Annotated in this window: 2 protein-coding genes; both read right to left on the reverse strand. The window is 39.9% G+C overall.

Annotation, left to right across the window (positions count from 1 at the left end):
• Positions 1-15,221 (reverse strand): amino acid adenylation domain-containing protein (locus tag ABIB50_RS26435; RefSeq protein WP_429385033.1); only part of this gene is annotated, 15,221 nt, incomplete at its 3' end.
• Between the two features lie 42 nt (positions 15,222-15,263).
• On the reverse strand, positions 15,264-16,946 hold a 1,683-nt coding region (locus ABIB50_RS26440; protein ID WP_429385035.1), incomplete at its 5' end, for a condensation domain-containing protein.

A 16,946-nucleotide genomic window follows, 5' to 3' on the forward strand; every position in this document is an offset into this window, starting at 1 on the left:
AGCGCTACTACTTCACGTACCAGTACCGAGGCTGACCAGCCATCTGCCGCGATATGGTGCATTGTCACCACCAATATATATTCTTCCGGCTGAAGCCCTATCAGCGTCGCCCGCAGCATCATATCCGACGATAGGTCAAAGGGCGCGCTGATCAGCTCCTCGATATGCAACGCCAGGCCCGCCGCGTCCAATTGGTAACGGTTGCCGTCCGTAACTGTTAAACGCCAATTGTCCGCCGCCTGTATCCACTGGTAACCCTGCCCTTCTTCCTGGCGGATAACCGTTCGTAATACTTCATGACGGTTGACTACTTCCCCTATCGCTTTATTCAACGAGCTTATGTCCAGTGTCCCGCGCAAACGCAGCACTACCGGCATATGGTACTGCCGGCTCCCCTCCAGCGAATCAATGAACCATAAACGCTCCTGAGCAAATGATAAAGGTAGGCGCGCTGGACGCGCCTGCTTAATGAGCGTGGGGAATAATACAGTATCAGTCGCGGCCTGATTTTTTAATTCTGCCGCAAGTGAGGCTATGGTCGGGTTATCAAATATAATTGCAATGGCAACTTCCATATCTAGCGCTTTACGGATAACCGAAATTAACCGAATAGCAAGAAGCGAATGTCCACCCAGTTCGAAAAAATCATCATTAATACCAATTTGATCTAATTCAAGTACTTCTTGCCAAATATTTACAAGTGTACTTTCAAGCTCATTACGAGGCTGTTCATATTTATCAGCTTGCAGCTCTAAAGTATCCGGGCTTCGTAAAGCCTTTTTATCTATTTTCCCATTTATATTAAGCGTAAATTCATCAACTTCAATAAATAAAGACGGAATCATATATTCCGGCAACTTACTTTTCAAAAATTCCTTTAAATCTTCCCTTTCTACTTTTTTAGCAACCCGGATATCATCATTTTCAAAAATCTTTTCATAAAAAGTGTTACCCTGGTAAGTATCAGCACAATTCATAGATTCATAAACAAACTGTTTATTAGCCTGTCCTTTTCTAACCAATGTGCCCGCTACAATAAAATCAGGATTTAAGTTGTTTGATGATATTTTTCTTGTGACTTTAGCTTTTATAAAATCGGCCGTTAAAACTTCTTCACCCCTATCAAATGCAGGGAAATAAACAGGCAGCCAAGTATATTTTCCATTTACGGTATCAATAAATTCTTCATCATCGCAAAACAAGTTGAGCCAAACGATAAAACCATGTACTACTGAAGCTTGTTGAAACACTAAAAATATATCTTGCTCATCTTCTAATTTGCATTCCCTGGTATAATCCAAATCTTCAAACACATCTTCATTAGAAATAATATTCTCAATTGGGAATGAATTTAAATATACTCTTAAATCAAATTTACGACCGGTTTGTTCGAAAATTTTTGATGTATAATAAGCGCCCAGTTCGTCAAAACTGTTGTCAAATTCACTTTCCGGCAAAGTAATAGCCGCAATTTTTGTAAGGCTGCGGGAAGGGATCATATGGCTAGGATCCTTCAACAGTCGCCTGCTGCTATTAATTAATGTAGCCGATCCCTCCGCGCCGCCTATTGCTCCTACAATTTCAGAAACACAATAGTCAGCCTTTTCGGGGAGTTCAACTTTCATGATATCATCATGAATCACAATAATTTTATCTTCAAGCCCTAAAGCCTCGACTGTAGCTTTTGCTTTGAGGTAACTTGACTCCAGCAATTCTACCGCATAGACCTTTTTCGCTCCTTCTTCTATACAGATACGGGACAAAATAGCCTCAAACCCAGGGCCTATCTCAAGAATTACTTTGTCTTTTACAACCTTTCTTATCGCATTCCTGTATTTGGCATTCCTGGCCTCGTCGCCAGCCATCGTTTTATACAACAGATCGTCATAAACATAAAACTCTGCTACAGAAGGCCAAAGCCTGGTCTTATTTTTTAGTTTGTAATAACTTATCAGCTGCTTGTATTCCTTATCTTCATTAGCAATTACAACACAACTATCTATATCATTATGCTGGCGCAATGTATTTTCTATTTCTCCAAGCTCGACCCTGTAACCGCGTAGCTTTATCTGATCATCGCGTCTACCTAAAAACTCAATATTCCCATCTGGCAGTTCGCGCACTATGTCTCCGGTCCGGTATAATTTTTCGTCCTCATTAAAAGGATTATTTGTAAATATCTCCGCCGTTAATTCCGGCAGGTTCAAATAACCTTTTGCCAAACCTGCTCCTGCAACATATAATTCACCAGGTATACCAGCCGGAACCAATTCCTTGGCTTCATCCAATATATACATCCGGGTATTGGCCACAGGTTTGCCTATCGGTATACGGCTCTTTACTTTATCTGCGGGATCAACTTTATATATGGAAACACAAACGGAACATTCCGTTGGACCATAAGCGTTATAATAATTCAGGAAAGAACTTAAATAAGCCGCCTGGTGAACATCTGCAGCTTCGCCTGCAGTTATTAGCACGCGTAAAAACTTAAGATCATCTAACTGCAAATTTCTTAAATAGGCCGGCGGAAGCGTAACTACGCTGACACCCGTGCGGACGAGATTTGAAGCAAAATTTGCCGCGTCTTGGATCATTTCCTTGCTCATCAGCACTAATGCAGCGCCCGCATAGAAAGCCATAAATAATTCTGATACAGAAGCATCAAAAGAAACGGATGCGAACTGAAGTATCTTGTCCTGTTGAGTGACTTCAAACTGGTCAATCTGATCAACCGACATATTTACATTGCCTTTATGCTGAATCATCACGCCTTTCGGTACACCGGTTGAACCTGAGGTGTAAATGACATAGGCAAGTTGGCCTGGTTCAACAGCAACTTTTAAATTGCTTTTTGGTTGACCATCAAGCATTGACCTTGAACTATCTAATTCAATTAATTCGACACCGTTTTTATAAGGTAATTTTAATCCGCTTTGTTTACTGCATAAAATCTGTTTAGCTTGGGTGTCTTCTAATACATAGTTAATACGATCCTGTGGATACTCCAGATCAATCGGCACATAAGCTCCGCCTGCTTTTAAAACTCCTAATATCCCTACAATCATTTCCACACGGCGTTCTATAAAAATAGCTACTATCGTATCTTCTTTAACTCCCTTAGCCCTTAGATAATGTGCCAATTGATTGGATCGTTCGTTGAGTTCCCTATAGGTCAATTCTTCTTCTTCAAAAATTAATGCTAAAGAATCAGGGTTTTTTATTACCTGTTGCTCAAATAAACCAACCATTGTATTGTCTTTGGCACCGCCTGTTTCTTCCGTGTTAAATTCCTCAGGCAATTGATCACGCTTGGCAGAATTTGACATAGATAAAGCACTTACTTTTTGTGAAGGCGCATTTATAATAGAAGCTAACAATCCCTTGAAATGATTGGCCATATTATCTATCGTTCCCGCACTAAAAAGTTCGGTAGAATATTGAATGGCCCCCCTTAATCCCAACTCATTTTCCACTAGATTGAATATAATGTCAAACTTGGTAGAATTATTTTCCGGCGCTTCGGATGATAAACTTACACCTTCAAAATGCAGTTTGGGAATATCCGGTATATTCTGCAGCACAAATACTATCTGAAATAATGGCGTACTGTCCGTATCCCTGCGTTTTACAACAGCATCTACCACTTTTTCAAACGGTACTTCCTGGTGTTCATAAGCCTCTAATGTTGTAGTTTTTATTTCTTGTAACAGATCGGTAAAAGCGGCATCACTCGTAATCGTGCTTTGCAATGCTAATGTATTGAGAAACAAGCCAATAATACCTTCCACCTCTTCTTGCTGACGACCGGCTATACTTGTTCCCACGCAGATTTTTTGCTGACCGCTATAACGATGTAACAGCACTTTGAAAGCTGCAAGCAGTGTCATAAATAATGTAACACCTTGTTGCTGGCTAAGTGCCTGAATTTCTTCCGATAACACCTTATCTATACCGAAACTCCTGACTGCCCCGATATTACTTCGAATACCGGGCCTTGCATAATCGGTAGGTAACTGTATGGGTTCGGTTCCTTGCAGCTTTTCTTTCCAATAACTTATTTTTTTATTTAACAGTTCGCCTTGTAATTGTGTGCGTTGCCAGATAGCATAGTCAGCATATTGTATCGGAAGGGGGGCTAACAACGCCGGGCGACCTTCCTGGTAAGCGCTATAAATTTCAACAAGCTCTTTTATAAATATCGACAAAGACCAGCCATCGGATGCTATATGATGCATAGTAGCCACCAATATGCTATCCTGATTGTCCACTTTAATAAGCGTTGCCCTTAACATATAATCTTTTGATAAATCAAACGGAGATGCAAGCAATTCGCTTATATCCTGTTTCAATTTTCCCGGATCGTTGTTGTACACTGACCCGTCCATTATATCAAGCCGCCAACCGTTTTCCTCCTGTACTATTTGGTAACCTTGTCCCTTGTATTCCTTGATTACTGTTCTAAGGATTTCGTGACGATTGACAATTGACCGCAGTGCATTTTCTAATGCGGCAGGATTTAATTTTCCTTTTAGCCGCAAAACGGCCGGTATATGATATTCGGTACTGCCATTTAGCTGGTCAATAAACCAAAAGCGTTCCTGGCCAAAAGATAAAGGAATATGATCTGGCCTTGTTTGTACATTGATTACAGAAAGAAGCTCAGTGCTGGATTTGCTTTGTAATCGCAATGCCAGCGAGGCAATTGTTGAATAATCAAAAACATCGCTAATAGGTAATTCTATAGCCAGATTTTTCCGGATCAAAGATACCAATCGCACTGCAGTTAAAGAGTCGCCGCCCAGTTCAAAGAAATTATCCTGCGTGCCGATTGTTTCAACACCAAGTAACTCTTGCCAAATTTTTTCAAGTCCTTTTTCAATTTCAGTTACTGGTGCTTCATATTGATCATTCACAATTTCAACATCCTCTAAATTAAGTAGTGCATTTTTATCTAATTTCCCATTATTAGTTAATGGAAACTGATCTAACAGGCTGAATTGAGATGGGACCATATAGCCAGGTAATTTTTTTTCAATATCTGCCTTAATATATTCGACCAGTTCCGTCGGATGACTCCATTCCGTAGCTCTTAATTGTTCCTTATCTCCTAAATCAGTCATTCCTTTTTTAGAAGTATCTCTTATTGCAAACAGATTATATAAAATGTCATCTTCTGATAACATCTTTTCCTTTTCTACATAAGTATGAAATCCTTTTTGCACTAACAGATTCTGGATATTACTCAGGCGATTATCGGTGTCATGAATCTCTATGATCACACTTCCTATTTTTGCCCAGTCTTTATCCAAAAGCCCGTTTATAACCAGGTGTTCAGAGTTTTCAACATCTATTTTTAGCAAATCTATCTTTTCAATATTCTCTTCTTCAATGATCTGCGAAACCGTTTTGGTTTTTACCTTTATTTTTTTGCTTTCTAATTTAGCTGCTAACAAAGAATCAATTTCCTCTGTGATCAATTCGTTATGGTCAGACTTTTTGATATAGGAACGTACTACTGCTTTCACCTGCTCCACATCGGTGATGCCCGATACAATGCTCACCTGCGGATAGTAGGTGAAGTCCATTTCACTGTCAATATCTGTAATTGCCAATTGAAATGATTTTCCTTTAATATTATATAGTTCCCTGTTTGCCGCTAAATAATGATAAACTTCTGGTATTGGCTCAAAAGAATATACTTTAATATTTTTACTCAAAACATTCAGAAAAACTGTGAAAAATCCTACGTTAGCCCCAATATCTATTACACAACTATCTTCATTAAGTGTAATTCCGTGCTTTAAATAGCAATGATCTTCAAAAATTTCCTGGTATAAAAAGCGTACTTCATTTAAGTTTGCGCTTAAAACAGGAAGTCCGTTAGGTAATACGTGCAGATCACTAAATTTAATTTGCTTTTGATTTAACAAACGTTCAAAGTCACTTAGTAAGGGTATATATTGTTGATTAACCTGTATATAGGCTTTCAATTTTTGATTGACGGCCAGTACTTTAACATTTTTGACTGCCGCAATTGAAGAAATAGTGGTTTCTATCTCACCCAGCTCTATCCGGTAGCCTCTTACCTTGACCTGATCATCAATCCGGCCAAGGTATTCGATATTCCCATCTGACAGCCAACGGGCCAGATCACCTGTCTTATAAATCCTTTTACCCGGCTCATCACTGAACGGGTGATTAATAAACCTCTCTGCGGTTAATTCCGGAAGGTTCAAATAGCCCCGCGCTAATCCGGCGCCGCCAATACAAAGCTCACCCGCTACCCCTATAGGTACTATTTCATTAAACTCATTTAAAATATATATTTGAGCATTAGCTATCGGTTTACCAATGGATACATTGTTTGATAGATCATCAAAGCTTGTGAGTGAATCCAGGCGATAAGTACAGCAGCCCACGGTTGCTTCTGTCGGGCCGTATTCATTTATGATCTCTACTTCAATTCCCTGCCCGTTTAAATAAGCTAACTGACCTAACTGTAATGCTTCGCCCCCGACTACCAGTCTTTTAGTCAAATAATTTTCAGCTTTGTTAAATGCATTTTCAAGCAGCCCCAGGTGAGAAGGAGTGACTTTAATAAAATCATACGGAGCATATTTTTGTAAGTTGTTATCTTCAAACACTTCAACAGCACGCTTTGAACCTATTACAACCAGTTTGCCGGATAATAACGGCGTAAATATACCGGTTACAGAGGCATCAAAAGTGTAGGATAAGTGTATAAAACTGCCTGAACTTTTGCAATCATCAGTAATATAATCTGTTTGGCTGTTTAAAAGATAATTCAACAAATTACCATGTTCAATCATCACACCCTTTGGCTTACCGGTTGACCCGGATGTGTAAATAATATAAGCCAGGTGATGTGGTTTTATTTTAGCACTTACATTATTATCGGGTTGCTTACGAATGTCATCCTGGCCTTCATCTGCTATAATGATAGCAGCTCCTTTTCTTACCTGCAAATTTGCTCTTACATCCGCACCGCGCAGAATGACCGAAGCCGCTGTATCCTTCAGCATATAACTTATACGGTCTTCCGGGTAATCGGGATCAATGGGTACATACGCAGCGCCTGCTTTTAATACCGCCAGTATGCTTACTATCATTTGTACTGACGGATAAAAGCAGATAGGCACCAGGGTTTCCTCTTTTATACCTTTGCTTTTTAAGTAATGGGCCAATTTATTGGCTCTTTCATTAAGTTCCGTATAGGTTAGATTTTCTTCTTTATATACCAATGCCGGTGCAGCCGGAGTTTTTAACACTTGCTGCTCAAACAACGATATCACTGTTTCATTTCCTAATAGCTCTGTTGAGGTATTATTATATTCAATTAGTAATTGCTTTTTCTCAAATGCGGTCATCATAGGCAAGGACCAGATACTAAGTTCCGGACTTTGCGTTATAGCATTTAGCAATTCAGTATAATGACTGATCATTTGTGTGATCGTCGCTTTATTAAAAACACCGGTATTATATTCTACAGATGCTTGCACGCCTGATTGTGTTTCTGATAATAGAAAAGTCAGATCAAATTTTGATGTGGTATGCTCATACTTTCCTCCTAATATTTGCAACCCACTTAACTCTAATTTCTGTACGTCGGGCGTATTGTTTAAAGCAAACATTATCTGGAAAAATGGATTTTTATCTGTACTTCTCTGAGATACCACCGTGTCCACTACTCTCTCAAACGGCACTTCCTGGTTCTCATACGCCTCTAAAGTTGTGGTTTTTACTTGTTGTAAGAGTTGTAAAAACGATTCTTCACCAAGTACATGATCGCGTAAAGCCAAGGTATTTATAAATAATCCGATCAGTCCTTCCAATTCATGTTGTTGTCTACCGGCAATACCAGTTCCAACACATATATCTTCTTTATGCGTATAGCGATATAACAATATTTTAAAAGCGGTTAAAAGCGTCATAAACAAACTGGCTTCATGTTGTTTGCTTAATTCATTTAACTGCACAGACAATTTCTTATCAATACTAAAACTTTTAATCGCACCCTTATTATTTTGAGTTGGAAGTTTGATATTGTCGGCGGGTAGTTGCAGCACCTCAGTACCGGAAAGTTTTTCTTTCCAGTAATTTATTTTTTTGTTTAATAGATCGCCTTGAATATTATTCCGTTGCCAAATAGCATAATCTCCATATTGTATTGGCATTTGCGGTAAATTTGGTTCAAGACCTGCTGCGTATGACTTATACAATTCTGCTATTTCTTTTACAAAAACAGAAGTGGACCAACCGTCTGATGCAATGTGATGGATGACCATAACAATCATGTGTTCCTGCTCAGCAAGTTTAATCAGGTTAGCACGCAGCATAAAATCAGTTGACAGATCGAATGGCTCTTTGATTAACTTTTGTACAAAGCTTTGTAAACCTTCGGCATCCTCTTTATAACCGGACCCATCTATCATAGTTAACTGCCATATTGATCCGTCTTTTACCTTTTGATAAGGCTGGCCGTCCTGTGCCCTGATTACCGTCCTCAGCACTTCATGCCGATTAAGTATATACTGTAAACTACGCTCTAGAGCAATGGTTTTTAATTGTCCTTGCAATTTCAGTACAGTAGGCATATGATATTGAATACTTCCTTCTAACTGATCGATAAACCACAATCCTTCCTGGCTGAAAGACAAAGGAATATATTTAGGCCGGGCCTGTTTGGTAATAGCAGGAAATAATAAAGCCTGGTTTGAGGTAGCAAGAAATGTTGCCAAACCTGCAATTGTAGGATAAACAAAAATATCTCTGACCGCCGGTTCAATTTCCAGTTTATTCCGCATCGCCGAAATAACACGCATTGCCAGCAGAGAATGCCCCCCTAATTCAAAAAAATTATCATTAACTCCAATCTTTTCAATCCCTAAAAGTTCCTGCCAAATAATTGCAATATCTTTCTCTGTTTCGTTGCGCGGGGCGACATAATCATTTATTGTTATTTTTTCAGGATCAGGCAGCGCTTTCCGGTCAATTTTTCCATTAGGGCTCAAAGAGAAAGATTCAAGCGCTACCCATAACGAAGGAACCATATAGGCCGGCAGTTTATTTTTTAAATAAAAAATGATAGCATCCTGATTAAATGAGCTTGAAGGAACCACATAAGCAACCAATTGCTTATTTCCAAGATCATGTTCTTTAGCCAGTACAACGGCGCGTTCAATAAGTTCGCTTTGTTGTAATACATTTTCTATCTCTTCCAGTTCTACTCTATACCCCCGTATTTTAACCTGGTTGTCACCTCTCCCCATGTATACGATATTTCCGTCAGGGAGCCACCTTCCAATATCTCCGGTTTTATACAGTTTGGGGTTTCGCCCTTGATTAAAAGGGTTGGCAATAAACTTTTCCTTTGTTAATTCCGGTTCATTTAAATATCCCCTTGCCACTCCATCTCCGCTTATACATATTTCTCCGGGTAAGCCAATCGGGTTCAATTGATCATTGCCGGATAATATATATATATTGGTATTATTAATAGGTTTTCCAATAACCGGCCGTTCATAATATTCCTCAATATTATCTTTGTTTATCAAACAGAAACTGCTGCCTATTGTACACTCCGTCGGTCCATAATGATTTGCAAACAAGATGTCGGGGTAAACAGAAAGATAAGCTATTAAATCCAGGACAGTTATCGGTTCCCCACCAAGAATAATTAACCGTATAGATTTACAAACATTGCTTTGTTTAAATTTATCGGTATTAAGCAGGGCGTCAAACACGCTCGGAAGCGTTTTATAATAAGTAATGTTATGCGCAAATATATAATCGAGTATCCATTCCGGTTCAAAGTGATTATATGATGCCAAATGCAAGGCTCCTCCCGTTATCAATACAGGCCAAATAGAGGTCATACAGCCATCAAAACTAAAGGATGATGTTAAAAGCGTACTGTCATGGTTGTTGATTTGATATTGCTTAACAAACCAATTCAGGTGATTGGTTAATGAATGATGCTCAATTTCTACACCTTTTGGCTTACCTGTTGAACCGGAAGTATATAACAAATAAGCCAGTTGAACAGAGCTGATCGAAATACCAGGATTGTTTGCAGAATGAAATTGTATTTCAGACCATTGCGTATCCAGTTTAATTATATTTCCTATGCTGATTACAGTACTTATGATAGCTGAATATTTTTCTTCAGTAAGTAAAATAGCTGCATTTGTGTCTTCCAGCATGTAGCTGATCCGGTCCTGTGGATATGCAGGATCAATCGGCACATACGCCCCCCCTGCCTTTAGGATGCCCAGCGCCCCTACGATCATCTGTACAGATCGTTCTATACAAATGGGTACTAGCGATCCTGCCTTTACCCCGCAGCTCGTTAGATAATTCGCCAAACGGTTAGCGCGTTCATTAAGTTCCTGATACGTTAATTGATGTTGGCCAAAAACTAGTGCAATAGCTTTTGGATATTTTGCAACCTGCTCTTCAAACAGATCGATAAGATTTTTCTGTTTGCTTTTTTTAGATTGAGTTGCATTAAATTTATGCAGTATTATTTCTTCTTCAGCTTTATCCAGCAAACTCAGAGTATCTATTCTTTCGTCCGGTTTATTTATAACAGCATATAACAATTGTTTGAAATGCCCCAACATTCGTTTGATCGTTTCACCACTATAAAGATCAGTGCTATACTGTGCTAGCCCCCTAAGACCAAATGAATCCGGAGTTAGGGTAAAGCTGATATCAAATTTTGCTGTATTATTTTCTAATGGTTCTGCGGATAGCTGAATACCATTAAAGTGTAATTGCGGTATATCAGGCGTATTTTGTAAAACAAACATAACCTGGAACAATGGAGTTTTGCTCAAGTCGCGTTCTTTCGTTACTACCTCTACTACCTTTTCAAATGGCACATCCTGATGTTCGTATGCTTCGAGTGTTGTAGTTTTTACTTTTTTTAATAATTGCCTGAAAGTTTCATGACCATTTACCTCGTTTCGTAAAGCCAGTGTATTTAAAAAGAATCCTATCAATTGCTCCACCTCATACAGCGTTCTGTTTGCAATTGGGCTTCCAATGCAAATGTCATCTTGCCCGCTATATCGATAAAGCAATACATTAAAAGTCGCTAGCAAAGTCATGAACAATGTTGCTCCTTCAGTTTGGCCCAATGCTTGTAGCTTGTCTGTCAGTTCCTTTTCGAGATAAAAAATCTCTGAAGCGCCCTGGTTAGTTGAAAGGCTGGGCCGCACATAATCCGTAGGAAGTGTTAGGGGATAAATATCAGCCAGTTTTGTTTTCCAATAAGTTAATCCTGCTCGTAATGCATCGTTTTGCATATAACTCCGCTGCCAGATAGCATAATCAGCATATTGCACTGGCAGAACCGGTAAGTTTGGCTCCGCACCAATACAATAGGCCTCGTATAATTCTACCAGTTCCTTTATGATGACCGACATGGACCAGCCGTCAGATGCGATATGGTGTATAGTTACGACCAATACATATTCCTGCCCATCTATATTGATCAAGGTACCTCTTATCATGTCATCTTTGGAAAGATTAAAGGGCTGTCGTGTTAAGTTCCGTAGGTATTCAGTAAAGCCTGAAGCGTCGTCTTTAAAATGCGCACCATCAATTACCGATAGATAAAATTCATTTTCAGGTTTGATAAATTGAAAAACATCACCTTGATTTTGAAGGTATACCGTTCTTAAAACTTCGTGACGGTTTATAATTGTCTGTATGGCATAGGACAGTGCTAATTCATTCAACTTTCCATTTAAATGCAGTACAGCAGATACATGATATTGGACACTTCCTTCTAACTGGTCGATAAACCATAAACGTTCCTGGTTAAATGATAAAGGGATGAATTCCGGACGCTTTTGAACGGTAATTGACGAAAACGCAGGTTTAGTATGGCGATGGCCAAGTAGCTGCGCTTGATCCGCAATCGTTGGATTTTCAAAAATATCATTGATCTTTATTTCAGCTTTCATTTGTTTCCGGATAACAGAAACTAACCGCATAGCCAAAAGTGAATGACCGCCTATTTCAAAAAAATCATCATTAATACCAACGCGCGCTATTTTCAACAGATCCTGCCAAATTTTTACCAGTTTTTCTTCAACTTTATTTTGAGGACCTATATAAACTTTGCTTTGCATTTCACTTACTTCCGGACTTGGAAGCGCCTTTTTATCGATCTTACCATTAGCGGTAAGGGGCATGCTCTTTATTTCTACCCAAACATCCGGTATCATATATTCAGGTAATTTTGTAATAAGGTAGTCCTGAATAGCTTTTTTATCGAATTTGTCAGCTGGAACTATATAGCCAACCAATCGTTTTTGTCCATTATCATCTTCTTTGGCAAGCACTACTGCCTGGCTTATTTGGTCATAGTTATTGAGTACACTTTCAATCTCGCCTGGTTCAATCCGGTAGCCATTAATTTTTACCTGGTCATCAACCCGGCCCACATACTCCAAACTGCCATCCGGGAACCGACGGCCAATATCGCCGGTCTTATACAAACGTGATCCTGCATCCTCACTGAATGGATTATTAATAAACTTTTCAGCCGTTAACTCCGGGAGGTTTAAATAGCCACGGGCAAGGCCCGCCCCCCCCAGGTAGATCTCTCCCTGTACCCCAATAGGCACAAGTTGTCGCTGCAGGTCCAATACATAAGCCTGGCGATTAGCTAAAGGGCGTCCAATTGGAATAGACGCCAATCCATTTATGTTTTTGATCTCATAGGTTAAAGAAAATGTTGTATTTTCTGTTGGACCATAACCGTTGATCAGTTCAATTTTTGGATATTTTTTATGAAACTTATATATATGCTGTTCCGAAAGTTTTTCGCCTCCTACCAAAATAGTAGTTAATCCCACAAACAGGGAGTCATCGGTGTCCATTAACTGATTAAACCAACTTGAAGTAAACCACATTATATTTATCTGATGGTTAAAAATTATGGTTTTAAGTTGTTCAATGTCTAATAACTGTTCGTTACTGCATAGAATTATACTGCCGCCGTTAAGTAACATGCTCCAATATTCAAACGTTGTAGCGTCAAATGATGGAGAACCTGTTACTAACAACCTGCTATGGTCAGTTAGTTTAACAAAGTCTGTTCCTTTTACAAGGCTTATTACATTTCCCTGCTCTATCATTACTCCCTTTGGCCGGCCGGTTGATCCGGATGTATACATTACATAGGCAAGGCCCGAAGGCGGAGTATGACCTGGTAATTTTGTTATGGCTTCCTTACTGATAAGGGCGTCATCAGGTTTTATAAATATAAGTCCGGCTACGGTCGATAAATTAGGCCGGGTTGTATCGTTGCAAATTACAATGGCAGCATTAATATCCGCTAACATGAACGCTATCCGTTCCTGGGGATAGAGGGGATCAATTGGTACATAGGCCCCACCGGCTTTAAGTATCGCAAGGGTGGAAACGATCATGCCCAAACTGCGTTCCATACAAACAGGTACAAGCATTTCGTTTTTAACACCCTGCTTTTGTAGGTAATGACCCAGTTGGTTAGACCGATCATCCAATTCTTTATAGCTTAATTGCTCAGTTCCGAAGATTACAGCTATTGCATCAGGGTTCTTTCTTACCTGTTCTTCAAATAGATCAACGATATTTTTGGCCTTAGGATATTTTGTAGCAGTTGCATTAAAATCATTCAATAAAAGGTTTTCCTCGGCACGGGTCAGTAGTTTGATGTCGCCTAACCTATTTTCTTCATTATCGGTTATTTGTAGTAACACATTTTCGAAATGATCCCGAATTTGTTTTACATAGACTTTATTCAGTAACCCCTCGTTGTAGCTAAACAGGATATTTATTTGTTCAGAAGCATTTATTAATAAAGATAAAGGATAATTACTTTTGTCATCTGTCTGTACATTCTCAACACGCAATGACCAATCACCTGAACTTACCAGTTTATTTACCGGATAATTTTCAAACACCATTATGGTATCAAACAGATCGCCTTTTACGCCTGTCCAAGCTTGAATGTTTTGTAAAGGCGTGTATTGGTGCTGACGTGAAGAAACTTGTTCAGCTTGTAACCCCTGCAACCAGGTGTCAATATTATAGGTGGCTTCCATAGAAGTGCGAAGCGGAAGGGTATTAATATACATGCCTACCCGACTTTCTACCTCAGGTAAATCATCCGGACGACCCGACACAACTACACCAAACAGTACGTCACTTTTTCCGCTGTACTGATGCAAAAGCAGCGCCCATACTCCTTGGGTTAATGTATTGATTGTGATCCGGTTTTTTTGAGTGTAGCGTTGAATCTTTTCTGTGACGGCGACGTTAAAAGACAGGGTTTCAACTTTGTAATTTCCAATACCGCTCGTCCGTTTAGTGCCAGGTGCTATAAATGGTAAAAGGGTACTCTGATTTATTCCTTTCAGATATCCCCTCCAATACGCTTCTTCTTTTTCTTTGTTGCTGCGTTCTAAATAGCGTATGTAATCTTCAAACTTATCTTCATTAAACGCCTTTACTTCCTTATCAGATAACAGCTGTTCATAAGTAGTTAAAAATTCCTCTAACAGTATCGCAAAAGACCAGCCATCAAATAAAATATGATGTGTTGTCCAAAGCATACGGTATCGTTCTTGGCTTAAGCGTATTAAAGTAATCCGGGTAAGCGGAGCTTGTTTAAAATCAAAAATTCTATTGTGGTCGGTTTCTTCATAATTCTTTACGGCTATTGCCTGGTCGGCCTCACTCATCTCCCGGTAATCTAACTCCATGAATGGTAATTCTACCTGACGGTAAACACATTGAACCGGAATATTAAAAGAATCATAGAAAAACGCGCTTCTAAGTATGCTATGCTTTTTTATCAAAAAGTCCCAACTTTTTTTAAATGCCGGAATATTTACATTTAGCAGATCACATTTAAATTGAACTTTATAGGTTTCCCCTTCTTCATCAGATAATCCATGAAAAAGCATACCCTCCTGTAATCCGCTTAAACGATAAATAGATGATATATTCTTAGATTTTTTTAAAGAAAAAGATTCTGAAAAAATGGAAACATATTCAATTAATTCGCTTTTATGAGCTTTAATATAATCAATAATTTTCCTGTTAGCTTTTATTGCTTCAATTTCATCTTTGGTTACTTTACTCTTATCCCCCTTTAAATTGAGTTTGCCATCCTCAACACTTAAAGAAAAATTCATTTTTTTAAGATTCGCAATAAACTCCTTTATTTCCATAACAGCTTAAAAACTTATTATATTATCATTATTATCTTCTTCCATGAATTGATCAAGCTCTGCAGGACTTATATCTCCGCCTAGTCCATAATCTGATGGTGTAAATACACTGCCACTTTTGCCATGCTCCAGACAGTGGCCGATCAGTTTCTCTAGCCCGGCTATATAATCCCCCGCCACCTTACTAATTGTGTCCTCCCGGTAATGCTTACTGCTGTAGCTCCAGTTTATCACCAGTTCGCCTGATCTGATATGACTATCTATCGATATCAGCTCACTTACCGCCTGCAACTCACTTCGGCCTGCTCCTGCCCGTTCTTCTGCCCCCCTTAACCATTTTCCTGCATCTATTGACGTATCCAACTGTCCCAGGTAATTAAATACAATGTCCCAACTGGTTTTGCCTTGAAGACTGCTTTCTTTGTTGATATATTTTAATACCCCATAGCCCAATCCCTTATCAGGGATCTGCCTCAAGTCTTCCTTTACCGTTTTGATCAGATCATCTGCCTGGTGCTCCCTTCCGGCTTTTAACAGAACCGGGTATAGGCTGGTAAACCAGCCCACTGTTCGGGTAGTATCTATATCTTTTGCAATATCTTCCCGACCATGGCCTTCCAATCCGATCACTACCTGCTCTTTATTTATCCAACGGCACAGCGTTTCTGCCAATGCTGTTAATAGCAGATCATTAATTTCCGTATGATATACCCGCGGTACGTCCTGTAATAACTGACGTGTTTGTACAGCCTCTAACTGTATTGTGTAACGACGTATATCTGCTAACTGAACGGTGCCTGTATACGGCTCATCTGCCGGTAAAGGTTCATATTGAGTTATAACCCTTTCCCAGTAGTTTAACTGCCCTTGCAGGCCGCGCTGCTGCCCATAGTTTTCCAAAGCCTGGTACCATTGACGGTACGAGCTGCTCTTGCTGCCCAAGGCTGCTTCCGGCTGATTTAATAATGCTTCCAGGTCGGCCAGTAGAATACGCCACGATACGCCGTCTACTGCCAGGTGATGAATAATGACCAGCAACCTGTTCCCTGTTTCGCTTGCCGGCGTTTGCATTAATATAACACGCATCAGCTCGCCTTTTTCAATGTCCAGGCTTCGCTGGTAAATATCGGCCTGCGCCGTGATTGCCGTGCTTAATTCTGCTGCTGATACCGTTGTAAGATCGGTTGTAATTACCTTATTTTCATAACTTCCGTACTCCTGCTGCCAGCCGGTTGGCGTTTGGATATATTTAAACCGCAATCCGTCATGCTGAGCTGTCAATTTTGTAAAGGCTACTTGCAGGGCCGCTGCCGTGATGGCTTTATCTATTTTTAACAGTACGCTCTGGTTGAAGTGCGATACCGCTACCGGCGCTTTTTCAAAATACCATTGCTGGATGGGCAGTAAACCCGTTGGGCCGCTTAACAAGCCTTGCTCGCCGCCTTCTGCTGATCCTGGCCCGGCCGGGGTCATAGCCGACAGCGCCCATATGCTCTGGTGGTTGAAGATATCGGCAACCTGAAAAGTATAACCGGCGCGGCGCATGCGGCTTACGGCCTGGATTGTTAAAATAGAGTCTCCACCCAGCTCAAAGAAGTTATCATGGATGCCGACACGATCAACGCCCAGCAGCTCCTGCCATATGGTTGCCAGCTGCGCTTCCAGCTCATTCCGCGGTGCAACATAAGC

Source organism: Mucilaginibacter sp. UYCu711, from assembly GCF_050433825.1.
Lineage (GTDB): Bacteria > Bacteroidota > Bacteroidia > Sphingobacteriales > Sphingobacteriaceae > Mucilaginibacter.